This is a genomic window from Pseudoalteromonas tetraodonis (assembly GCF_002310835.1).
In the GTDB taxonomy this organism is placed as follows: Bacteria; Pseudomonadota; Gammaproteobacteria; order Enterobacterales; family Alteromonadaceae; genus Pseudoalteromonas; species Pseudoalteromonas tetraodonis.
This window is the reverse complement of the sequence record NZ_CP011041.1, coordinates 1,058,252-1,081,426: the sequence shown is the minus strand read 5'-3', so window position 1 is coordinate 1,081,426 and position 23,175 is coordinate 1,058,252. Positions and strand designations below refer to the sequence as shown.

At 40.5% G+C, this 23,175-nt stretch carries 23 protein-coding genes; 6 read left to right on the top strand and 17 right to left on the bottom strand.

Annotation, left to right across the window (positions count from 1 at the left end):
• From PTET_RS05070 to murJ, 11 genes are all read right to left on the bottom strand, one after another.
• Window positions 1-504 (bottom strand): hypothetical protein, encoded by a 504-nt coding sequence (locus PTET_RS05070; RefSeq protein ID WP_016899436.1) that lies wholly within the window; start codon window positions 502-504, stop codon window positions 1-3.
• Entirely contained in the window at window positions 492-1,490 is a 999-nt protein-coding gene (locus PTET_RS05065) for a PilW family protein (protein WP_013464477.1), read from the bottom strand. Before PTET_RS05065 ends, PTET_RS05070 begins: the two co-directional genes overlap by 13 nt.
• Window position 1,491: 1 nt before the next feature.
• Window positions 1,492-2,052 (bottom strand): type IV pilus modification protein PilV, encoded by a 561-nt coding sequence (gene pilV / locus PTET_RS05060; protein WP_013464476.1) that lies wholly within the window; start codon window positions 2,050-2,052, stop codon window positions 1,492-1,494.
• Between the two features lie 114 nt (window positions 2,053-2,166).
• Window positions 2,167-2,871, bottom strand: a complete 705-nt coding sequence (locus PTET_RS05055) for a LytR/AlgR family response regulator transcription factor (RefSeq protein ID WP_013464475.1) — start codon at window positions 2,869-2,871, stop codon at window positions 2,167-2,169.
• On the bottom strand, window positions 2,868-3,902 hold the full coding sequence (locus PTET_RS05050; protein WP_013464474.1) for a sensor histidine kinase: 1,035 nt from the start codon (window positions 3,900-3,902) through the stop codon (window positions 2,868-2,870). The genes PTET_RS05055 and PTET_RS05050 overlap by 4 nt, the downstream gene beginning before the upstream one ends.
• Window positions 3,903-3,932: 30 nt before the next feature.
• Window positions 3,933-4,862 (bottom strand): 4-hydroxy-3-methylbut-2-enyl diphosphate reductase, encoded by a 930-nt coding sequence (gene ispH, locus PTET_RS05045; RefSeq protein ID WP_013464473.1) that lies wholly within the window; start codon window positions 4,860-4,862, stop codon window positions 3,933-3,935.
• A complete protein-coding gene (fkpB, locus tag PTET_RS05040) occupies window positions 4,862-5,302 on the bottom strand; it encodes an FKBP-type peptidyl-prolyl cis-trans isomerase (protein WP_013464472.1) in 441 nt (146 codons plus the stop codon). The genes ispH and fkpB overlap by 1 nt, the downstream gene beginning before the upstream one ends.
• The gene (gene lspA / locus PTET_RS05035; protein WP_013464471.1) at window positions 5,299-5,799 is read right to left on the bottom strand and encodes a signal peptidase II; all 501 of its coding nucleotides are present in this window, start codon (window positions 5,797-5,799) and stop codon (window positions 5,299-5,301) included. The genes fkpB and lspA overlap by 4 nt, the downstream gene beginning before the upstream one ends.
• Window positions 5,800-5,811: 12 nt before the next feature.
• Window positions 5,812-8,640, bottom strand: coding sequence for an isoleucine--tRNA ligase (gene ileS / locus PTET_RS05030; protein ID WP_013464470.1), 2,829 nt, complete (start codon window positions 8,638-8,640; stop codon window positions 5,812-5,814).
• Between the two features lie 29 nt (window positions 8,641-8,669).
• Window positions 8,670-9,596: a bifunctional riboflavin kinase/FAD synthetase gene (gene ribF, locus PTET_RS05025; RefSeq protein WP_010391271.1), complete on the bottom strand. Its 927-nt coding sequence runs from the start codon at window positions 9,594-9,596 to the stop codon at window positions 8,670-8,672.
• A 74-nt stretch (window positions 9,597-9,670) separates the two neighbouring features.
• Window positions 9,671-11,209, bottom strand: coding sequence for a murein biosynthesis integral membrane protein MurJ (gene murJ / locus PTET_RS05020; protein WP_407681288.1), 1,539 nt, complete (start codon window positions 11,207-11,209; stop codon window positions 9,671-9,673).
• Window positions 11,210-11,504: 295 nt separating this feature from the next.
• Here murJ and rpsT point away from each other — a divergent pair, with 295 nt between their 5' ends.
• Entirely contained in the window at window positions 11,505-11,765 is a 261-nt protein-coding gene (gene rpsT, locus PTET_RS05015; RefSeq protein WP_008114420.1) for a 30S ribosomal protein S20, read from the top strand.
• 67 nt (window positions 11,766-11,832) lie between these two features.
• Here the strand turns inward: rpsT and PTET_RS05010 are convergent, their stop codons facing one another.
• A complete protein-coding gene (locus PTET_RS05010; RefSeq protein WP_008114419.1) occupies window positions 11,833-12,216 on the bottom strand; it encodes a response regulator in 384 nt (127 codons plus the stop codon).
• Window positions 12,217-12,325: 109 nt separating this feature from the next.
• On the opposite strand from PTET_RS05010, the gene PTET_RS05005 reads away from it, so the two are divergent.
• The 3 genes from PTET_RS05005 to smrA all read left to right on the top strand — a co-directional run bounded on the left by PTET_RS05005 (window position 12,326) and on the right by smrA (window position 14,074).
• Entirely contained in the window at window positions 12,326-12,745 is a 420-nt protein-coding gene (locus tag PTET_RS05005; RefSeq protein WP_244186375.1) for a hypothetical protein, read from the top strand.
• 106 nt (window positions 12,746-12,851) lie between these two features.
• Complete coding sequence (locus PTET_RS05000) at window positions 12,852-13,097, top strand: hypothetical protein (protein ID WP_013464466.1); 246 nt, start codon at window positions 12,852-12,854, stop codon at window positions 13,095-13,097.
• Between the two features lie 395 nt (window positions 13,098-13,492).
• On the top strand, window positions 13,493-14,074 hold the full coding sequence (gene smrA / locus PTET_RS04995) for a DNA endonuclease SmrA (RefSeq protein WP_020476932.1): 582 nt from the start codon (window positions 13,493-13,495) through the stop codon (window positions 14,072-14,074).
• Window positions 14,075-14,331: 257 nt separating this feature from the next.
• Here the strand turns inward: smrA and PTET_RS04990 are convergent, their stop codons facing one another.
• Window positions 14,332-15,252 (bottom strand): 2-hydroxyacid dehydrogenase, encoded by a 921-nt coding sequence (locus PTET_RS04990; RefSeq protein WP_013464462.1) that lies wholly within the window; start codon window positions 15,250-15,252, stop codon window positions 14,332-14,334.
• A gap of 160 nt (window positions 15,253-15,412) precedes the next feature.
• Here PTET_RS04990 and PTET_RS04985 point away from each other — a divergent pair, with 160 nt between their 5' ends.
• On the top strand, window positions 15,413-17,143 hold the full coding sequence (locus tag PTET_RS04985) for a GNAT family N-acyltransferase (RefSeq protein WP_013464461.1): 1,731 nt from the start codon (window positions 15,413-15,415) through the stop codon (window positions 17,141-17,143).
• A gap of 83 nt (window positions 17,144-17,226) precedes the next feature.
• Here PTET_RS04985 and dapE read toward each other — a convergent pair whose 3' ends face one another.
• Together dapE and PTET_RS04975 are read right to left on the bottom strand one after the other, a co-directional pair.
• Window positions 17,227-18,432 carry a succinyl-diaminopimelate desuccinylase gene (dapE, locus tag PTET_RS04980; RefSeq protein ID WP_013464460.1) on the bottom strand — a complete coding sequence of 402 codons (1,206 nt, stop codon included), beginning with the start codon at window positions 18,430-18,432 and terminating at the stop codon, window positions 17,227-17,229.
• Window positions 18,433-18,503: 71 nt separating this feature from the next.
• On the bottom strand, window positions 18,504-19,922 hold the full coding sequence (locus PTET_RS04975; RefSeq protein WP_016899431.1) for an MATE family efflux transporter: 1,419 nt from the start codon (window positions 19,920-19,922) through the stop codon (window positions 18,504-18,506).
• Window positions 19,923-20,195: 273 nt separating this feature from the next.
• On the opposite strand from PTET_RS04975, the gene PTET_RS04970 reads away from it, so the two are divergent.
• Window positions 20,196-20,849 (top strand): OmpW/AlkL family protein, encoded by a 654-nt coding sequence (locus tag PTET_RS04970; RefSeq protein WP_013464458.1) that lies wholly within the window; start codon window positions 20,196-20,198, stop codon window positions 20,847-20,849.
• A gap of 53 nt (window positions 20,850-20,902) precedes the next feature.
• Here PTET_RS04970 and PTET_RS04965 read toward each other — a convergent pair whose 3' ends face one another.
• Both PTET_RS04965 and tyrR read right to left on the bottom strand, forming a co-directional pair.
• The gene (locus PTET_RS04965) at window positions 20,903-21,439 is read right to left on the bottom strand and encodes a thioesterase family protein (RefSeq protein ID WP_016899430.1); all 537 of its coding nucleotides are present in this window, start codon (window positions 21,437-21,439) and stop codon (window positions 20,903-20,905) included.
• Between the two features lie 112 nt (window positions 21,440-21,551).
• Window positions 21,552-23,108 (bottom strand): transcriptional regulator TyrR, encoded by a 1,557-nt coding sequence (tyrR, locus tag PTET_RS04960; protein WP_013464456.1) that lies wholly within the window; start codon window positions 23,106-23,108, stop codon window positions 21,552-21,554.
• Between the last annotated feature and the right edge of the window lie 67 nt (window positions 23,109-23,175).

Genomic DNA, 23,175 nt, shown 5'->3' with positions numbered 1-23,175 from the left:
TTAAATCCCCTTGCTTAGGCTAGCCATCTCTTGGGCTACGCCTGTCACAATTGTTAGTTGGTGCTTACTTTTAGAGCCATACTCAATAGTTGTTGAAACTTGTACCATGTTGCATGAGATCCCAGCTGTAAAACTAAAACGACGAGGACATTCTAAATCAAGCACGCCTTTATTTAAGTTAATCATTCTACTTTGCATATCATTATGTTCGGCTATAACCATGCCTTTTTCATTGCCAGACGCCATGGTAGTTACTTCCTCTGGCGTTAAAAAAAATTGATTTGTTGCACCATTGCTCGCTTCATCGGCAATCATGCGCTGCACTTCGCCGATAAGTTCATTTTCGGCAACTTCTCGCTCTTGTGCTGAATTAGTAATTTTAATATCTATACTACTGCTACTCATTAACGTCACTGCAATACCTGTAACGGCTATGACCATTATTAGTGCAGTGATAAGCACCACACCTTGCTGTTTATTTTTCATCGGGATTAAATACGCCATAAATTTGCTCCCACGTTATTTAAACGGATAGTTGTTGTGAATACAGTACGTCTAAAGTTATCTGAAAAAGTAAGGGTGCGTTTATTAGCATCTTCCCCTAATACATAGGTTTGGTTTTTGAGTGTAATACCTGGATCAGGTTGCAGTGCTCTAATCAATAAAAAAACTTGTACCGTTAAAATACCTTTGCGGTTTTCCCAGTCTGTGGCTGTCATGTTATTAATGCTTTTATAGGTATCCACGCGACTGTCGGTGGTGGTATCTAAACCAAACACAAAACGCATATTCTCCACGCCTTCCATTATAGTTTCTGTATTCATAGAACCAGCTACTAAACGTTTTCGCATGAGTGCGGGTACAGTAATACTTTTATTATTGACTGTATAAGTTTGCTCAGCAATATAATAACTATGATGGCTGTAAGGCCAAACACTGGCATTAACATTTAAACTATCAGGGTCGATAACACCTCGAACAAAGCGTGCATTTTCTTGCTCAGCAATAAAGTAATTCTCATCACTTTGCGTTTCATTAACACCTGCGGCATCAACTTCTAGTTGGTGACCTTGTAAAAACTTAACCTGTAAAATATCAGTACCCGCTAAAGGGTTATTAACACAATTAAGTTCACTTGAACTTGCCGCTGTTTTTGCATAAAGGGTTTTAAAATTACTGCTGCTGGTTAAATCAGGAAAGCTGCCATTGTTGAGACCTTCGAAGCAATCACCTGTAGGATTTGTTAATGATGATGTATTTATTGCAGTAAACGAATCATCATAAAATGTTCCCCAAAAGCCTACTTGTTCTATATCGCGTTGCATAATATTAATGGCTAATCGACCAGACTCTTGCAGCTCACCTATTGTCATCGTATCGCGGGTCGTCACTTTCATACCAATATAGGTAAACATTACGCCACCCAAAATTAATCCCCCTATAAATAAAGAGATCATCATTTCAATGAGTGTAAAACCAGCTTGCTTCATCTTAGCTCCTAACGTAAATGTAGCTAGTAAGTACAACTAAACGGCGCCTTTTATCTGCTACACCACAGCTAATTTTGCCTGTTGCTTCACTCGCCTTAAATTCTTGACGACCCTGCCAAGAAACAATGACCTCAATATTAAACGCCTTACCGCCAGAGCCTGCTACCGACTCTGGATTAATACATACGGTGGCACCATCAAGTGATCCCGTATTTTCGCGGGCACGAATAGCACGCTTCCACTGCTCTATATCTAAACTCGCAATTTGTGCATTACTGCATGAACTTGTAAAACAGGTTGTAGAGGAATTAATACTTGTCTCGCTGGTAAACTCAAGGTCGTATAATGTAGCTAGTTGCGGTGTGTCATTAGCCCGTATTCGTTGAATAATATCATTACCAAGCGCAACAGCAGCGGCACGTTGCATTGAGTCAAAACTAGCTTGCTTAGCTTTAGCTTGTAAGGCAACGGCCCCTAATAAACCAAAGCTAAGAATAATAAACGCAATCAGGACCTCAATAAGGGTAAAACCTTTTTGCAATTTAAACGTGCTCAAAGACATAGTAAAACCAAATAATAATTATCTGATACTAAGTGTATGCAATAAAAAAATAGATTCAACTAGGACCACGACCAACGGTTAATTATGTTGATAAGCGGTTAATAGGTCGGTGTGCTAAAGTACGCTTTTTACGCTTTTGAGCGCTCGACGACTAACAGCTAAAAAAGGTGAACACCCTTTGAGTTCAATAACATGTTGATGGTTTTTAAGTGTATGGAGTGCCAAAATTTTATTTTTATTCACTAAGGTATTTCGATGAATTCGCAATATGTGACGAGGATATTGCATTTCAAGTTGCTTTAAACTGTCTTCAATTAGAGCCTCCCCACCATCGAACACAACTTTGGTATACTTTTCCTGTGCATAAAAATAAAAAACATTTTCTATTTTTATACTTCTTACGGTGCCTGCTAATTGATAGGTTATTTTTTCTGTTTGTTGTTGTTGCAGGTGTACTCTGTTTAAACGTCCTAGCTGTTGTAATGCATGTTGCAAACTTTTTTCTGATATAGGTTTTACCAAATATCCGGCTGCATTTAACTGCATCGCATCAAGTGCATGCTCAGGATGAGCGGTTATAAAAATAATCGCCGGAGGTACCGCTAGATCATTGAGTTGATTGGCCACTTCGATGCCATTTAAGCCTGGCATATCAATATCTAAAAACACTAAATCAGGCTGCTGCTTTTTCATTTGTGTTAAAGCGTCGTTGCCATTACTAGCCTCTCCTTGCACATGAATGGATGTATGGTTCTCAGCGAGTAAACGCTTCAATCGTGCCCTTGCTAAGGGTTCATCATCTACAATCAATACATTCATAACGTATTCTCTGCTTGTTTTGGGATGACTACTTTGACTCTAAATTGATTATCTTTGTTGGTTATTGTCAGTTGCGCCCGACCTTTATAATAAATACTTAAACGAGAACGAATATTATCAAGAGCCATACCGTTATGCTCTCTAGTATTTTCAGTTTCAGTAGGTACAGGATTAGTTACAATTAAGGTTAAATAATGTGTTGTCACATGCAGTTCAATACTTATAGTAGCACCACTTTGGCTTGGCTCAATGCCATGACATACTGCGTTCTCTACCAAAGGTTGTAATGTTAGATATGGAATATAGAGCGCAGGGAGATGTTCTGGTAATAACCACTCAACCTTTAAGCGCTCTGCAAAGCGCCATGATTCAAGCGCAATATACTGTTTAGTTAATGTTATTTCATCACTGAGTAATACACTTTGACCTGAACGCATTGCAGCTTGAGACAGCGCTGCTAGTGCTAAAATTGCATGCTCTGCAGCCTCAACGTCATGATGCGTTAATTCTGCCGCCGTATTCAAGCTATTATATAAAAAGTGGGGTCGGATCCGTGCCTGCAAAGCATCAAGTTCTGCACGAGAAAGTGCTTTGGTTTGCTGCTCTTTTTCAAAATGAATAAGCAAAAATTGTACAAACAGTAAGGTAAGCAAAAATACAATAATGCAATTACGCAGCACAAAAAACGTCAGTTGTTTTTCGTTTTCAATATCAAAAGCAATATGAGAAAACACCAGACTAAATACAGCAGTACTGAGACTATATGAAGCAATAAAAAAACTGATCTGAATAAACTGAGTCTGTTTTGCGAGTAATCGACGACAAAGATATAAAAAAGAGGTACTGACCAGCACAGTTACATGGAGAAACAAACTGATCGCCCCCAAATGCAGCCATATGTCATCGCCAGCATTAGGAGCAAAAGCTAATATAATAGCCACAACCTGTGTTACTACGAGGGATGCAAGCACACCACGCTCATTAAAAAGGGCCGAAAAAAGTAACGCATCTGGTGACAGTTGCTTACCCATTCGACCCTCCTTTTATGATTTATCTCTAAATTAACGCAGCTCTACTGGTACAGCAAAAACAATGTTTTCTTCTTCACCAGGATTTTCTGTTACTTGGTTACCACCGAGCTCTTTTAAGCGGGTAATCACTTGCTGCACTAGCACTTCAGGTGCTGAGGCGCCTGCGGTAACCCCCACACTATTGATACCATCAAACCATGACGCTTCAACATTGCTGGCATCGTCAATTAAGTACGCACGCGTACCCATTTTATCAGCTAGTTCTCGTAAACGATTGGAGTTAGAGCTATTTTTAGCGCCTACAACCAATAGCACATCGACTTTGTCTGCTAAGTCACGTACTGCATCTTGACGGTTTTGAGTTGCATAACAAATATCATCTTTACGCGGACCATCAATAGCAGGAAACTTGCTGCGTAAAGCATCAATCACATCCGCAGTATCATCTACCGACAAGGTTGTTTGGCTGCAATAAAAAAGGTTATCTGCATTCTTAACATCAAGCTTTAACACGTCATCAACGGTTTCAACTAGGTAAATGCCACCTTGTTGATTGTCGTATTGACCCATAGTGCCCTCAACCTCGGGGTGTCCATGGTGACCAATTAAAATGCATTCAATGCCTTTTCTGCTGGCACGGGTAACTTCCATATGCACTTTAGTCACTAACGGGCAGGTTGCATCAAATACTTTAAGCTCACGGCGTTTTGCTTCACTGCGTACAGCCTGTGATACACCATGAGCACTAAATATAACAATACTGTCATCCGGTACCTGATCAAGCTCTTCAACAAACACAGCGCCGCGATTTTTTAAGCCATCAACCACATAACGATTGTGTACCACTTCATGGCGCACATAGATTGGTTTTTCAAAAATATCTAAAGCGCGCTCAACAATGCTAATTGCGCGGTCAACACCGGCGCAAAAGCCTCGTGGATTAGCTAATAATATTTCCATTAACCTTGCACCTCAATAATATCAACTTCAAACGTTAAGCGCTGGCCCGCTAATGGGTGATTAAAATCGATAGTAACTGACTCGCCTTGCACTTCACGCACCAAACCCGGAAGCTCGGTGCCATCAGGTTGAGTAAACGCAATAATAGCACCTACTTTAGCCGGCGTTTCTACACCAAACTTACTACGATCTACATAATAAATATTATCTGGGTTTGGTTGACCAAAGGCATCTTCCGGCTCAAGCTCAAATGTTTTGCTCTCACCGGCCGTTAGGCCAAGTAAACATTTTTCAAAATTAGCGGTTAAGCTGCCATCACCCATAGTGAGCTTAGCCGGCTTGTTATGCACTTTCGTTGAGTCAGCGGCAGAGCCATCTTCTAGTTTAATAGAAAAATGAAAAATAACGTCTGAGTTTTCACCAATTACAGCTTGGCTCATGCTTTATGCTCCTTTGGATTTTCGCCGGTAAAGGCGTCAAATAGTAATAATGCAGCACCAATACAAATAGCGCAGTCTGCAATATTAAATACGGGAAAATGTGAGTCTTCGTAAAACACATGTAAAAAATCAATAACGTAACCATAAGCAATGCGGTCGTACAAGTTACCAATAGCACCGGCTAAAACTAACGAGTAAGCACCACATAATACTTTATTAGACGCTGGAAGACGTTTTAACCACCACACCAACAAACAACTAATCGCGATTGCTATTGCACTTAAAAACCAACGCTGCCAGCCACCCGCTTCGCTTAAAAAGCTATAGGCTGCACCGTAGTTATGTACATAAGTGATGCTAAAAACAGGCAGTAAATTAATTGACTCACCATAAGCCATGGTGTTTACAACCAGTGTTTTACTGGCAAAGTCTATTACAAGCAGTAATAGACTCAACCAAAGCCACACTAAACCACTTTTTTGGGTTAGTTTGCTCACTAAAAACAACTCCTAAGCGAATTGACGCTTTTCACCTTCACCGTCAACGTTACTTACACAACGACCACAAATTTCGGGATGAGCAGGCTCAACACCTACATCTTCACTGTAATGCCAACAACGTTCACACTTTTTAGCATCTGTTGCTGATACGCTAATGTATAAGCCATCAATTTCAGTAGTTTGTGAATCTGCAGGTTGACTGTCTACCTCGGTAACGTTAACCGCAGAGGTTAACAACACAAAACGTAGCTCATCGCCTAACGCCGCAAGTTTTGCTGCAAGCTCTTTGCTGGCAAACAGGTTTACGGTTGCTTGTAATGTTGCGCCAATCACATCTTCTTTACGTGCAGCTTCTAACAGACGGTTCACTTCGTCACGCACATTTAAAATAGCTTGCCAGTCTTCATTACTAAACTTGGTCGTTGTTGGTGCTTGTAATCCCTCATACCATGTTGAAGTAAATACATAGTCACTGCGCTCACCTGGAAGTGCTTCCCAAATTTCTTGCGCTGTAAAGCTCATGATTGGCGCCATCCAGCGAGTCATAGCTTCAGCAATATGATAAAGCGCTGTTTGACAAGAACGACGTGCATGGCTGTCGCTTTTTGCCGTGTACTGACGGTCTTTTATAACGTCTAAGTAGAACGAACCAAGCTCACCGGTACAGAAGTTCATTAGCTTTTGCGTTACTAATAGCATTTGGTAGCTATCGTAAGCCGCTAAAATATCATCTTGTAACTGTGCTGCGCGCCCTACAATCCACTTATCAAGCTCAACCATATCATCAACAGCAACTTGATCCGTTTTTGGATCAAAACCACTTAGGTTAGCAAGTAAGTAACGGCTGGTGTTACGAATACGACGGTAACGATCTGCCGAACGTTTGAATATTTCATCGGATACGGTCATTTCTGCTGTGTAATCAGTTGATGCTACCCATAAACGTAAAATATCAGCGCCCAGTTTATTCATCACATTTTGTGGCGAAATAACATTGCCTAATGACTTAGACATTTTGCGGCCGTTTTCATCAACCGTAAAGCCATGCGTAAGCACTTGCTTGTATGGTGCATGACCATTAATTGCCACTGAAGTCATCATTGATGACATAAACCAACCACGGTGTTGATCAGAACCTTCAAGGTATAAATCTGCAGGACCAACTAAATCTTCACGCGCATCAACAACACAGGCATGAGTCACACCTGAGTCAAACCACACATCTAGCGTGTCTTGTACTTTCATGTACTGTTTAGCGTCTTCTTCACCTAGCAAAGTAGCAGGCTCTAGGTCATACCATGCTTGAATACCTGATTTTTCGACAAGTACTGCAGCTTGTTCAATCAGCTCTTGAGTATTTGGGTGTAATGCACCCGTGTCTTTATCAACAAACAATGCAATAGGTACACCCCACGTACGTTGACGCGAAATACACCAATCAGGGCGGCCTTCAACCATGTTGGCAATACGGCTTTCGCCCCATTCAGGTAACCATTGAGTATTTTTAATTTCAGCCAGTGAATCTTTGCGTAAGTTAGCCTGATCCATGCTAACAAACCATTGTGGTGTGGCACGGAAGATAATAGGCGTTTTATGGCGCCAACAATGTGGGTAGCTATGAGTTAATGCATGATGATGCATTAAGGCATTATTTTCTTTTAATACCTCAATTACACTCGCATTGGCTTTAAACACATGTTGACCGGCAAATAATTCAGTGTCAGGTAAGTACACTCCGTTTGCGCCAACTGGGTTAGCTACTTCAAGATTATACTCAAGGCCTGCCACGAAATCTTCTTGACCATGACCAGGTGCAGTATGTACAACACCCGTACCAGAATCTGTGGTTACGTGTTCAGCTACAATAACCGGTACGTTAAAGTCATAAAATGGGTGTGCAACGTTTAAGTTTTCAAGTGCTGCACCTTTAACATAGCCAAGGATATGGAAGTGGTTAAAGCCAAAACGATCCATCGCATCTTTAACAAGCTCAGAACCTAAAATCAGACGCTGCTGAGCACCTTCATCGTCTACTTGTACTAGCGCGTATTCTAAATCAGCATGCACAGCAACCGCACGGTTAGCTGGCAAAGTCCACGGTGTCGTAGTCCAAATAACAGTCCCTACACTGCCAGTGCCTTGATGACCATCAGCTAAGTTAAACGCATTTACTACTGCGTCTTGATCAGCAAAAGTAAAACGTACATCGATAGCTGGCGATTGTTTATCTTGGTATTCAACTTCTGCTTCTGCTAATGCAGAGCCACAATCTGTACACCAATGCACAGGTTTTGCGCCTTTATGTAGATGGCCATTTTTTATAATGCGACCTAGTACACGAATTGCATTGGCTTCAAAGTCAAAGTTCATGGTTAGGTAAGGCTTATCCCAATCACCAAAAACGCCTAAACGTTTAAAGTCTACTTTTTGACCTTCCACTTGCTTTTTAGCATAGGCACGACATTTTTCGCGAAATTCTGCAGCAGTTACCTTAACACCGGGTTTACCGACTTTTTTCTCAACCATTAACTCGATTGGTAAACCATGACAGTCCCAACCCGGTACGTATGGCGCATCGAAGTCTGATAAGGTTTTAGACTTAACAATAATATCTTTTAATATTTTATTTACTGAATGGCCTAAATGGATATCGCCGTTTGCATACGGAGGGCCGTCATGCAAAATGAAAGTTTTTTTACCTTTCTTTGCGCTGCGAATTTGACCATACAGGTCGTCTTCATACCATGCTTTAAGCATTTTTGGTTCACGTTGTGCCAAATTGCCACGCATTGGAAACATTGTTTCCGGTAAATTCAAAGTATGTTTGTAGTCGCTCATTAATCCTACTTTCCGTCTCTATCGGCTACCTAATTTAAACCAAAACACTGCTTAGCGGCGGCAACATCGGTTGCTATTTGTGCCGTCAGTTGTGTTAATGTCTCGAATTTTTTCTCGTTGCGGAGTTTTTCAATCAACTCCACATGCATAAATTGTCCATAAATATCTTGTGCAAAATCAAAAAGATGAACTTCTAATAAGGCACGAGTTCCATTAAACGTGGGTTTGTTTCCAATGTTAGCCACCCCAAAAACTTGCTTTCCTGCGATCATCACTTGAACCGCAAATACACCATTGACCGGACAAACTTGACGTTTTAGCGCAATATTTGCCGTTCTAAAACCCAGTTCGCGGCCTTTTTTCCAGCCATGAATAACACGTCCAGATATTGCATAATTATGCCCAAGCATAACTTTTGCACTAACTAGGTCACCTTCTGCAAGCGCCTCTCGTATCAAGGTGCTGCTTACTCTAGCATTTAATTGCCTAAAGCTGGCAGTGCTTTTAACACTCATTCCCGCTTGGGTGCCCATAGTTGCCAATAGACTAAAGTTACCTTGGCGCTGTTTACCAAACCTAAAATCATCACCAACCGTTAATGCTTTAACGCCCAGCTTTTTAATTAAAATATCGCTAACAAACTGCTCAGCATGCATGTTTGCAAAAGCCTGATTAAAGCTAATACAAATAACGCGTTCAATTCCTAAGTTACTCAATAGGCGTAGTTTATCACGCAGTCGAGTCAGCCTAGCCGGAGCGTTATTTTTTGCAAAAAACTCTTGTGGCTGAGGCTCAAATAACATTACGGTGCTGGGTAAATTATTTTCTTTTGCATCAGCTAAAAGCCCTTTTAATACGGCAGCATGACCCAAATGAACACCATCAAAATTACCAATGGTCAGCACACAACCAAAGTGTTGTGGGCGTATATTGTGTATACCTCTAATTAACTCCATGCCACCTAATGCCTTTTTCAGCGAGCGATAAAATGCGACCTCGGGCCGCAGAGTGTCCGATTATAATCTTTTTTTTAATTTGATTCAGTAATTGCTACACTTTTTATCGTATTTAGTCTAACACCCATCAAAAACAACATAAAAAAGTAACTAACAATCGCAATAATTAATAACACAACCAATAACATAACTTGTTCGCTAAAGTGCCAACTAACCCAGTCATATTGCCTACTAGTAAACCAAACCAATGCGCCCATTGTTATACTTGCCAACAAACACTTCAAAGTGAAGTAGCCACTCATGCTGGAAAACTGATAAACATTCTCTTTTTTAAGCTGTCGGTACAGTAAGTAGGCATTACAACTAGCCGACATAGAGGTTGCCAGGGCTAAGCCTAAATAGCCAATAAAGGGCGCCAGCATAATATTAAACACCATGTTAAGCACCAAAGTGACAATACCAATGCGCACCGGTGTTTTCGTATCTTGGCGAGAATAAAACCCAGGCGCCAACACTTTAATTAACATAAAACTGACTAATCCCACCGAGTAGGCAACCACCCCTAAGCTCACTGCCTTAACGTGATCAATGCCAGCCTCTTTAAACGCACCGTGATCAAACAGCACGGTAATAATCAACGGGCTAATAATCATCAACCCTATCATGGCCGGGAGCCCTAAAAAAATAACAAATCGCACTCCCCAATCTAGGGTATGTTGAAAGTCGCTACTTTTTTTACTGCTGTGTAATTTTGATAGCGCAGGTAAAATAACCGTCGCAATACCAATACCAAATAAACCAAGTGGGAATTCAATCAGTCTATCTGAGTAATACAGCCAAGCGATAGAGCCTGTCATCAATAATGAAGCTATTACCGTATCGAGTAATAAGTTAATTTGACTAATTGATACACCAAATAACGCTGGGAGCATTAATTTACGTACTTTTTTAACATTTTCGTCTTGCCAACCCCATCGCGGGCGGGCCAACATTTTTGCTTTATATAAAAACGGCAGTTGAAATAATAGCTGTACCACGCCCCCTAAAAATACGCCTATTGCTAATGCATATGCACCAACAGAAAATTGGTCATGCAATAAAATGGCACAACCAATAATAGAAACATTAAGTAATACAGGAGTAAATGCGGCAACTGCAAAACGGTTGTACACATTCATTACTGCGCCACTAAGCGCCACTAAGCTTACAAAAAATAAATAAGGAAAGGTCAGCTTTAATAGTGAACTGGCAAGCTCAAACTTTTCTGCGTCAGGGCCACCTTGCCACCAATCAATAAACCAACCAGTGCCGAATAAAGCAGCAATAACAGGTGACGCTATCACACCAAAGAGCGTCACTATCAGTAAAATAGTGCCTAACGTGCCGGCGGCTTGGGCAACAAATATTCTGACCTTCTCATCGCCTTGCTGCTGTTTAATTTCACTTAATACCGGTACAAACGCCTGTGCAAAAGCCCCTTCAGCAAATAAACGGCGTAAAAAATTAGGAATACGGTTTGCAAATAAAAACACATCGGCAGCAGCCCCTGCCCCCAACAAGTTAGCTACGACGGCATCTCGTACTAGCCCTAAAATACGCGAGATCATTGTCATTGCACTTACAATCATCCCGGAACGAAACAAACCTTTTGACACTATAAATCCATATTAAAAATCAGCAATTAAGTTAATTATGCCATAGTCTTTTTTATAAATCGCTTTAAAGCACTAGGCTCGAACCCCTTGCTTTGTTACAATAGCGGCATTAACTGCTAAAGCGGCAAATTGATGTTCGTTATAAGGAGCAGTTTTTCTTGGATTGTTAAAATTAAATTGACATTCATGATAAAAACAGGCATATTCCACGGCCTTTAATTTAAGCTTTATTTAAGATTGTTAGGAGCAAACCTTGGCTAACATCAAGTCTGCAAAAAAACGCGCTATCACAAGCGAAAAAAACCGTCAGCACAACGCAAGCCGTCGTTCAATGATGCGTACTTACTTCAAAAAAGTAATCGTAGCTATTGAAGCTGGCGATAAAGAAGCTGCACAGCAAGCTTTTTCTGTTGCTACACCTATCCTAGACCGTTACGCAACTAAGGGTCTAATCCACAAAAACAAAGCTGCTCGTCATAAGAGCCGTTTAGCTGCTAAAATTAAAGCGCTATAATTTGTTTTTGCAAGATTAAAAAAACCGGCTTTTGCCGGTTTTTTTTTGCCCAAAATAAATACGCTTTTTAAACGTTATCGAGCTCTGGATAAAACTTTTTCAGCATCGCCGCAATTTTCTTCGGAGAAAAAGGCTTAACCACAAATCCTTTTGCCCCTCTATCTATTGCATCCTTCACATTTTCAACGCCTGAATGCGCCGACACCATCACCACGTTTGTCTCTGGTGATAACTCATTTATCTGCGCAATAAGCTCTTTACCATCGCCGTCAGGTAGCTCTATATCTAAAAATATAATGTTAAAGTTTGCTGCACGGCATTCACTTATGCACTGCGCGGCCGTAGACGCTTCTTTTACATTCTCTATCCCTAAATGCATCAATGTTTGACTTAGAAAGCTACGCACCGTGCTAACATCATCAACTATTAAAATAGATAGCTGCGTATTCATATATAATCCTTATAGGCTAAAAGCCGTGTCTGCGAAATTGGTGATTTGCTTAAAATACAAATATTTACTTTATTATAGAGAGCTAAGCCAAAAAGGCCAGATTTGCTTTATGTCGAAAAATACAAAAAAGAGTCGTCGCAAAAAAAATAAAGCGGCCTATGTTAAACCAATACTTAGTAACAAGCCTGCAAACCTTGGCTCACAATCAAACCCGCGCGCAGTAGGTGTAAAACGTGGCGCCAAACTAACCGCATTTTTTATTTTCACGATATTATTACTTATATTTGTTTTAGCGCCAAAGCCTAGTTTACTCACCTATAAAAAATCAGCCATGGTTAGCAAAAGTATTTATTGGCCAGGGCTATTTGCCAATAAACCAAAGCTACTGGATTCAACGCTGCACCCTAGACTAGATAAGCATCGCAGAACACTATACCTCTGTGTAGATCTTCAGCAACCACAAAGCTGCCAAAAATATCATGTTATTGCTGAAGAGGGATTATTTTCGGTATTAATGACCTACCTTTAGCATTAAAAAAACTAATCTGAAAATTTAAAATTACTTGGTTGAAAGCTGTGCAAAAGATCAACATAATGGCGCTCCTTTTTTCAACAACTGAACTATTGAAACGACCATGCTAAACGAGCTAGATTGGCTTTTAAATACATTACTACTTGCACTAGGTTTAGGTGCATTCTTTATCAACCAACTGACACTGCTTCGCGTTGCTGCGATTAGTGCGTGTGGTTTGTTATTCCTATCATTTAGCTTAGATCTTATGTCGTCGAGTATTATTTCAAATATGAGTTTAGTGTTGATCAACACATTTTACTTGTTCAAAGTTTATACGTTTGGGCAATTTAGCGTATCTCAGCATTAATTACTTCCCCTTAGAATATTTTATAGCCCAGTTTTTCTGGGCATTTTTATATCTCACTGTTAAAAATCTTGGGTCTGGGTTTGAACTAAGTTAAAATTTATCTCGTAACAGGGTCTGTTGACCTTTCAAGGTTAAATTTGCAGCAGTCTGTTTGGTATTTAGGCAAGGCAGAGCCTATGTGGTGTGGTATTCCCCATAGATAGGTGATAACGCAGCATCAATGCCAAACAGGCGCTGCCCTTTGGGTTCTACCTAGGGGCGATTTACTCTTTGTTGCTCGGTTTTTACTTAGCCCACTAGGTTACAAACCTCGCGCCGCGATTAAACCGCCTCTATTTTGAACAAATTTTAATCCGCAAAGGTCAACAGACCCTTGCCTAATTTGAGATAAGCCCATGCCATTGTCAGATTTCGATTTATTCTTATCTTCTATGGAAGATGTTACCCCCATAACGCATGACACTGTGACCTTACCACCTAAAAACCATAAAGCGGTCATCGCCCAGCAAGAAAAAAATAAAGCAGCACAATCAGATTTAGTCTCTGAACAGTTCAATCCGTTGGATGAACCACTTGAATTACTCGATCCATTTGCCATATTAAGCTTTAAAAAAGAGGGCGTACAAAGCGCGGTTTTTAAAAATGTAAGATTAGCGAAATATCAGCTTGATGCGACGCTTGATTTACATGGGCAACTTTTAAAAAATGCACACGCATCATTATTAGCCTTTGTTCAAGACTGCCATCAGCGAAATATAAGAATGGTACTCGTTCGCCATGGCATAGGTATTAAAAATAAAACCAAGCCAGGGATATTAAAAAGTTACGTAAATCAGTGGTTACAAACAATTCCATGCGTTTTAGCGTTTCATACTGCACTTAGGCAGCATGGAGGAAGTGGTGCGACGTATGTTTTATTGAAGAAAAGTGATGATAAAAAGCATCAAAATAGAGAAATACACAGCAAGCGTAGCTAAATCTTGCTGTGAAAATAAGGGTCAGATCAGCAGCGCTGCCGCATTGGCTTGATTAAACCAGGCAGATATTCCTAATATAATGATAGATACAACCACGATGCTAATTTTTGCGCCCCCTTGATTGGGTTTCATAATTCATCCTATTTTTTTATTATTGTTAGAACTGTTTTTAACAATAATAAAAATTACAAATGTTAACAAGCTGTTTCTGTTAAAAATTAAACAAATTTTAATCCTTGAAGGCCAACAACTGCCAATTAATAACCTTGCTGCTTATCAATGCAATTTATTAATGGCTGTTTCGCTTTTAAACGCAAAATGTTTTCTGCTATTTGTTCAATAACACTATCCAGATCTGACAACGCAGCACAGTGCGGTGTTAAAGTAATACCTGGATGCAACCAATAAGGGTGTTCGCTTGGCAGTGGTTCACTGGCAAACACATCAAGCGTTGCTGCGCGTATACGTGTATTGTTAAGTGCATCAAGTAAATCAGCTTCTACTATATGCCCACCTCTGGCCACATTAATCACCACAGCATGTTCAGGCAGTTGCTCAAGTAACTGTTTATTAATAATGCCTTGGGTACTGCTGGTAAGCGGTAATAAACATACTAAATAATCGGTTTGCGCAAGCATCTGTGTTAAGCCGTCATCACCATGATAGAGTGTCGCAATGTTTGATGTTTTAGGGCTTCGGCTCCAAGCATTTACGTTAAAACCGTTATTAACCAGCCTATGTGCACATGCTTGACCTAGTTCGCCAAACCCTAAAATGCTTACTTGATTATGTTTATGCGCTCTTTTAGGTTTCCATATACTTTGCTGTTGCTTTATTGCATATTCTTTTAATCGCAATTTTTGTGCTAATACATGGGTAAGTACGTATTCAGCCATATCGTTGGCTAACTGTTTATCAACAATACGCACGACCTCTACATCCGCAGGTAATAAACTTAAATCAATGCTATCAACGCCTGCGCCAAATGATGACACAGCCTTTAGGTTTGGTAACGTGGGCCACAGTGATGCAGGCGCATTCCACGCTAAAACGAACTCTACACTCTCTAAATTTTGGCAATCATTAAGTTCTTCAATTCGAATACTAGGCAATCGTGATTGCATTTTTGCTATTAATTTTGTGTTGTCTCGGCCTGTTATAGCCACCAAAACTGACATGATGATTCCTTAAAAAGTAACCCTGAATAGTAGTACTGATATGGTTCAATTCAATAGTATGTAAACGGTTTTAAAAAGTCACACAACTGACCGCGTATTGTCATATCCGCACTCTAAGCTAAACATATTGGCTTTAGCCTAGTATAAAAAAGAGGTGCGTATGATCAGTGTAGATAAAGTAATTGCGACTAACTTACCACAGTTAACTAACTCATTTAAAATAAAAAAACTGGTAAAAAAGAGCCTTAGCTACTTATTACATGAACAAGAGTTTACAAACTTTGCAACAACTTATCCCCATCTTCAAGGAATAGAATTTGTCGAGCAAGTACTTGATGAACTTGATTTTGACACTCGATACAAAGCAAAACAAATAGAAAATATTCCCAGTGAAGGGAAAATTGTCATTATTGCTAATCATCCAATTGGATCCTTAGATGCGCTTGCATTAATTAATGTGTTATCGACGGTGCGTGCCGATTTAAAAGTCGTGGCTAACCGAATGCTAATGACCGTTGATGCAATGCATTCATTATTACTACCCGTTGATAATTTGTCGGGGCAAAGTAAAAAACAAGAGCTTAGTAATATCCACCAGCATTTAAAAAATGAAGGAGCATTACTTATTTTCCCTGCGGGTGAAGTTTCTCGACTTCGACCAACAGGGATCAAAGACTGTAAATGGAACAGCGGGTTTTTACGTATCGCTAAAAAAGCCAATAGCCCAATTTTACCCATACATATAAAAGCCAGAAACAGCCCGCTTTTTTACGGTGCCTCTATGCTATATAAACCGCTTGCCAGTTTATTACTAGTCAAAGAAATGTTTAAACAGCGCCAAAAATCGCTCGAATTTGAAATAGGCGCCTCCATTGCTCCTGAATCTTATTTAATACCCGATTTAAAAGACAAGGAAGTGGTCGAGCTTATACGAAAACAGCTGTACCGTTTAACCACTAAAAAAACACTGCCACTAAAAACTCATGCCCCTATTGCCTCACCAGAGTGTAAAAAAGAATTAAAAAAAGCCATCGAAAGCTGTGAACATTTAGGTAAAACCAGTGATGGCATGGTTATTTATTTATACCAATACCAAGGCAGCTCACCGTTATTTCGTGAACTGGGTCGCTTACGGGAAATTGCCTTTCGTGCAGTAGGTGAAGGCAGTGGCAATCGCCGTGATATAGACAAATACGACATGCATTATCAACACTTAGTCTTATGGGATGCACAATCACTCGAACTAGTTGGCGCTTACAGATTAGCCTGCGCGCAGGATGTGATTGAACAGCACTCTCAACGTGGGCTTTATACCGATAGCTTATTTAATTATACCCAAGAGATGACGCCATACTTCAAGCAAGGCATAGAATTAGGCCGTAGTTTTGTACAACCCAAATACTGGGGCAGAAAAAGCCTCGACTATTTATGGTATGGCATTGGTGCTTTTATTAATCGCTACCCCCAGTATCGTTACTTATTTGGTGCAGTGAGTGTGTCAAACGCACTGCCAGAGCAAGCAAAATCCTTACTGGTGCATTACTATCAGCACTATTATGGCTCTGAAAAGTCACTCGCAACGCCTAACAATGCTTTTCGTCATACCCGTGAGCAGCAGATTCAATGCACTAATTTGTTTATGGGTAACAACATCAAAGAAGACTTTGTAGAACTTAAACACATACTGGCTAATATGGGCACCCATGTACCCACACTATTTAAACAATACACCGAGCTATGTGAGCCAAATGGGGTAACGTTTTTAAGTTTTAGTATTGATCCGCAATTTAATAATTGTATTGATGGATTGGTATTGGTCGACCTTAAGAAAGTAAAACCGAGTAAAGCAAAACGCTATTTGGGAGCGCAAGACACCGCCTCAATAAACTAAGCTTTGCCGTTAAAATATTAACTTAAGCGCCTAAGCTTGGGCGCTTAAACTTAAATACTTAAACTTAGGCAATTTCATATTTATCAAATCCCCTGATTATTAGACTGAGTAAATATATGTACTAATAGTTGGGTGTATATTTTCTCTATTTGTAACAAGTCGCTAATGGGCACATGTTCATTAACTTGATGAATGGTCTGGTTTAAAACCCCGCACTCTATCACTTGCGTGTTTTTACTTGCAAAAAACCGCCCATCTGAAGTCCCGCCGCTGGTACTAAGTACTGGATAGCTTCCGGTCACGTTAAATATTGCCTGCTCTAGCTGGGCGAGTAAGCAGCGCTCTGCCCTATGGCTTGTATAATAAGGCTCACATGGGCGCTCCCATTGCACCGTTAAATATTCGTTTAAATCATTCAGTGCAGTAAGTACCAGCTGTTTCACATCTGTACTTTTATACCCATGGCTGTAGCGAATATTAAACGTAATATCACATTGAGCAGGCACTAAATTATCAAGCACGTTATCAATATTAATACCGGTAACTTGCAAGCTTGTTTTTGAGCTTGGCTCATCTAAAAGCCAATCAATTTGGGTTAATCTATTCACTACTTCAGCGCTGATATGCGCAGCATTGATGGTATTTTCAGGATAGGCCACGTGTCCTGCTTTTCCTTGAATGGTTAAACGTGCTGACAGCGCGCCACGTCGGCCATTTTTTATGGTGTCGCCCACTTGCAAATGACTTGTAGGCTCACCAACAATACAGCCATCAAGTACAACACCTTGTTGTGCTAGGCGTTTCGCAATCAACACTGAGCCATGCTCTGCCTCACCTTCTTCATCAGAGGTGATCAACCAATACAAGGTGCCCTGCTTTTGCTGCGCACTATGTATTAGCGACTGCGTTGCGCTAAGCATGGCTGCAATGCCTCCTTTCATATCGGCGGCACCACGCCCATAAATCGCATCATTAATTATTTTTCCATCAAACGGATCAGCTAACCAGCCACCTTGCGCAGCAGGGACCACATCAATATGACCAGAAAATGCCACCACAGGGCCTGCTCCAAAAGATATTTTAGCAATTAAATTAGTGACATTATGGGCACTAAACTGCTCAATGCTAAAACCTAAATCAGTTAGCTGATGTGCCAGCCACTCAATACCACCAGCGGAATTAGGCGTAATTGACTTAAATTGGATCAGCGTTTGTAAGTGACTGAGCGTTTTTAACTGTGCAATAGTTAAGTACGGCGCGGGTACTTTTTTGTTGATAGCTTTTGTCATAATAAACACACCTCGTTTTAGCAGTGTATTTATTACAACGACTTTTTATGACCGCATTATGAAAGTACAGGCTAACGTGTGCCCTCTTCTATTAATGTTTCTCGTGTCACCTGCACAATGTGTTTATCTTCTTTGGTTAATCTGGTTTTTTTCCATGCGCCACGCATAAACCAAGCGAACGCTATCAGTGCGATGGTTATGTTCGTAATTGCAAACGAATACCATATTCCCTGATCGCCAAGCAAAGTGTGATTAGAAAGAATATAAGCGGCAGGAAACTGCACCACGCATTGTGATAATAACGCGATAATCATGGCATTAAGCATATTCCCAGAGGCACGAAAAGCAGCAACAATACAAAGCTGAACACCAATTCCCCCCCAGCTTAAACACATCACTTGAACAAACTGCGCGCCTTTATTTATTACACTGTTATCTTCGGGAATAAAAAATGCCACCAGCGTATCAGCATACAAGTAAGCAATGCCCCCAACAAAAGAAAGGCCTATTAATCCCCACATACTGGCAAGCTTCGTTATTTGCTCAGCCCGTTTAATATTGCCGGCGCCCATATTTTGCCCCACCAAGGTTGATACCGCCATTGATAAACCCATGGCAGGGATCATCACCATTTGCAAAATATTAGAGCCCACGCCATAAGCCGCAATGGTAACGGTTCCAAAGCTTGCCACTAAAAATGACATGATGATCAAGCCAAAAGCACGTGTTGATAATTCAATAGAGCCAGACGCTCCTAAGAAAAAAGCCCGTTTCATATATTGCCAATCGGGATAGAAGCTTTTTAGCTGTAATTGAATACCATGGCGACCGCGTAAAAATATAATAATTCCCGCCAGCGCCGCTAAACTTTGTGTAACCAAAGTCGCCAGCGCAGCGCCCATAACGCCAAGCCCTTCAAAACGGCCATAACCAAAAATAAATAGCGGATCGAGAATAAAATTAAGTAACACGGTGGTGCTAACTATGATTAAAGGTACTTTAGTTTGCCCAATGCCCCGCATTAGTGATTGGAACATGGCGTAAATAAACACAAAAATAACGCCAATAAAGGACACATGCATAAACTTAAGCGCATCACTGTAAACCGCCTGCTCAACGCCTAGCAGTTTTAAAAAGTATGGGGAAAGTACATAACCAAGTAGCCCTAACACTAAGGCGGTAAATGCAACCATTAACACCGTTTGCGCTGCAACATGGTTCACTTTATCTTGCTGACCTGCGCCCATGTATTGCGCCGATAAAATAGCACCGGCCATTGCAAGCCCAGAGCCTATAGCAATGACTAAAAAAGTGATCGGGGTACTAATAGACACTGCAGCGACTTGGGTTGCTCCTAATCGCCCAACCCAAAATGCATCCGTAAGCTGATAAGCCGACTGCAATATATTAATGAGGATAATAGGAATACCTAATTTCAACAGCGCTTTAGCAATGGAGCCTTGAAGAAATAGTTGACCAGAGGGAGTCATGAGGTCGCTTTCTTTTATTAAACCGTGAACATAGCCTTAGTTTAACAAAACTAGCTGATTATATTATGAATACTTCGTTTGCGGCTTGTATTTAAGTGATCAGTCAATAATTTTTAAGCACTAATTAAGTAAAAGTTTAATCTAAATCAATAAATAGAGGCTCTTTACTCATCCGCTTTTGAAACTTTGATCTAGAACAGGTTTTTATTTTTAACCTCGAGCAATAATAGCCTCAATCAACAAATAGTCACACAGTAGTTCACGGAGAACAACATGAAAACTAAACTAAGCATTGCAATACTTACTTCTTTACTGGCTCTTTCTCCTGCAGCACACGCTAACTTTAGTGTTAATGTTGGCGCAATTAATGTTAATCCAGATAACGATGGTTCAAAAATTAACGAAGCACCTACTCTAGGCTTAAAAGGCGACTCAGATACTCAGTTAGGTATTACTGTAGATTACGCATTTAACGACCAATGGGTATTAGAGCTTATTGCAGCAACGCCGTTTTCTCATGATGTAGAAGGTACTGGTGGTTTAGCTGGTAATAAAATTGCTGATATTAAACATTTACCACCATCACTGGTTGCACAATACCACTTTTTAGATAGCAGCTATGCACTTCGTCCGTTTGTAGGTGTGGGAATTAACTATACGACGTTCTTTGACGAACAGCCTTCTGCAGCACTTAAAGCAACGTTAGGAACTAACGATGTAGAAGTAAAACTAGATGATTCATTTGGTTTTGTTGCTCAAGTAGGTGCTAACTACAAGATTGATGAAAAATGGGGCCTACACGCTATGGTATCAATCATGGATATTGATACTGATGCGACTGTTTATGCTAATGGCGCAAAAGCATTAACATCAACCGTGTCACTTGACCCTGTTGTTGCCATGTTTGGTCTTAAATACTCGTTTTAATAACGTTTATGTGTGTGTTAAAAAGGCCGTTAGGCCTTTTTTTTTGCCTGTGTTTAGCGAGGTAAGTTATTTACTTTTTTTTGCTCAAGCATTTCTTTCCAGTGAATTATTTCAGCCGGTAAAATGGGGGCAACCCCGTCAAAGCCTGCAACCTCGAGCATATGCTCAACACTGACCACCCCTTTCTTACTTTTAAACACGCCGCGCACATAAGCAATGGCATGTAAGCCCCGCTCAGAATGAAACTTTTGTTCAATGTAAAAGTATTTATGATCCCAGCCAACCAAACGCGTACTAATAGTAAAACGTTGCATTGGCTTAATATCGCGGATGTAGGTAATAGCTGTCGCATTAACAATAGGAAACCAACGACGTTTCATTATTTGCTTAAGCAAACCAACCCGTTCAGTCATCCAGGTACGCGATAAATCCATCATCGCCAAATAGCGTGAATTGGTTAAATGCAAATTAATATCGCAGTCACTTGGTAATGCTTTGTAGTCTATATCAACCGTATCTAACAACGATTGATAGTCACGATTACGTTTAATTTTAAAAAATAACAGCAGTAGTCTAAAATATAAGTTCACAGTAGAGGTCTTACCAGTTGAGTTTTTATCAGTGTATCATAGCGATTGACTCCTTTGGTTGTTTTTAAACCAAGGAATCAATCACTAAATGAGAATATTTGGGTATCTATCTTTAAACTTTAACCGTTTTGCGGTTAATGCCGTAATCACGCAATTTATTAGCCACAGCAGTATGACTCAGTCCCAAGCGTTTAGCTAACTGACGAGAGCTAGGATAGGCAGGATAAAGCTTACGCAGTAAGGTGGCTTCAAAACGCTTAACCGCTTGATCAAGCGAGCCCTCAAAATCAGACTCTAAATAGCCTAAATCATGGGTAAACGTAGGTAACTGTAAATGTTCAACGCGCAGTTCACTGTCTTCTAACAACGATACCGCACGGTAAATCGCGTTTTCTAATTGGCGTACATTGCCAGGCCATGGGTAATCTTGTAAAAACGTTAAACATTCTTCAGATAACTCGGGGACTGTATGGCCATTTTGCTGCGCATATTTTTGAATAAAGTGTTCAGCAAGTGGCCCAACATCCGCTTTACGATCTCTAAGCGGCGCAATTTCCAGTGTTAATACATTAATTCGGTAGTATAAATCTTCTCTAAATACGCCCTCTTGAACCATTGCTGGTAAATCTTTTTGCGTGGCAGCAATAATACGCACGTTCACTTTAACTTCGTTTTCGTCGCCAACTTTTCTAAATGTACCGTCTTGTAAAAAACGTAGCAATTTAGTTTGTAGCTGCGTCGACATTTCACCTACTTCATCTAAAAATACCGTTCCACCATCCGCTTGTTCGAGTACACCACGTTTAGGCGCTGCGTTTTCTTCATACCCGGCATAACCGAATAGTTCGGACTCAGCAACATCATCTGGTAACGAGGCACACGATAAAGCAATAAATGGTTTTACTGAGCGGTTAGATGCATAGTGACAAGCTCGTGCTAGCAACTCTTTACCCGTCCCCGTTTCACCCGTAATAAGAATGGGAGCTTCAAGTTGCGCCATTTTTCGCGCTTCGCGAACCACACGGCGCATCGCCGTGCTAAAGTTATGAATAGTCGCGAAGCTTTCTTGGCCATAACGCCTAAAAGCACTCACTTGCTGACCTAAACGGCTTTGCGATTTTATATTAATTACCGCGCCCGCTAACACATCGCCTTCGCTGCCTTGAGGGACCGCAATAGGCAGAATATCAGCAATAAAATCTTCACCTGCTACTTCAACACGCGTGGTTTGCCCCAGTACTTCTTTGCCCTCTAACCAACGCGTAAAGTTAAAGCCTTTGAGCAAATTATTAATATTAGCACCGGTGACTTCTTTTTCTGTGAGTTGTAAATCTTTGCAGGCTGCGTCGTTACACAGGCGCACCCACCCTTTAGCATCAATAGATATAACGCCATCAGGAAGTGCTCTTAATAAGGTGTTAAGTTCGTTGTGCTCACGTTCAGACGGTAAAAACGCGGTTGTGCGTACATCATGTACACCATCGATTAAGCGAATAGACGGCATGATTTTTTGAAATTGTTCAAATTCAATCTCAGGAAAACTCACATACATACGACAATTTACTGAGTCGACTTCAATCCCCTTTAAGTCAACATTGTAGCTAACTAAAATATTAAGAATCTCTTGAGCAATACCAACTCGGTCTGCACAGTGAATATCTAAACGCATACACCCTCAGGTAAGGAAAAACTAGTTGGCGTGAATAATACGCTAACTCTGTTTACGAGCATAGTTT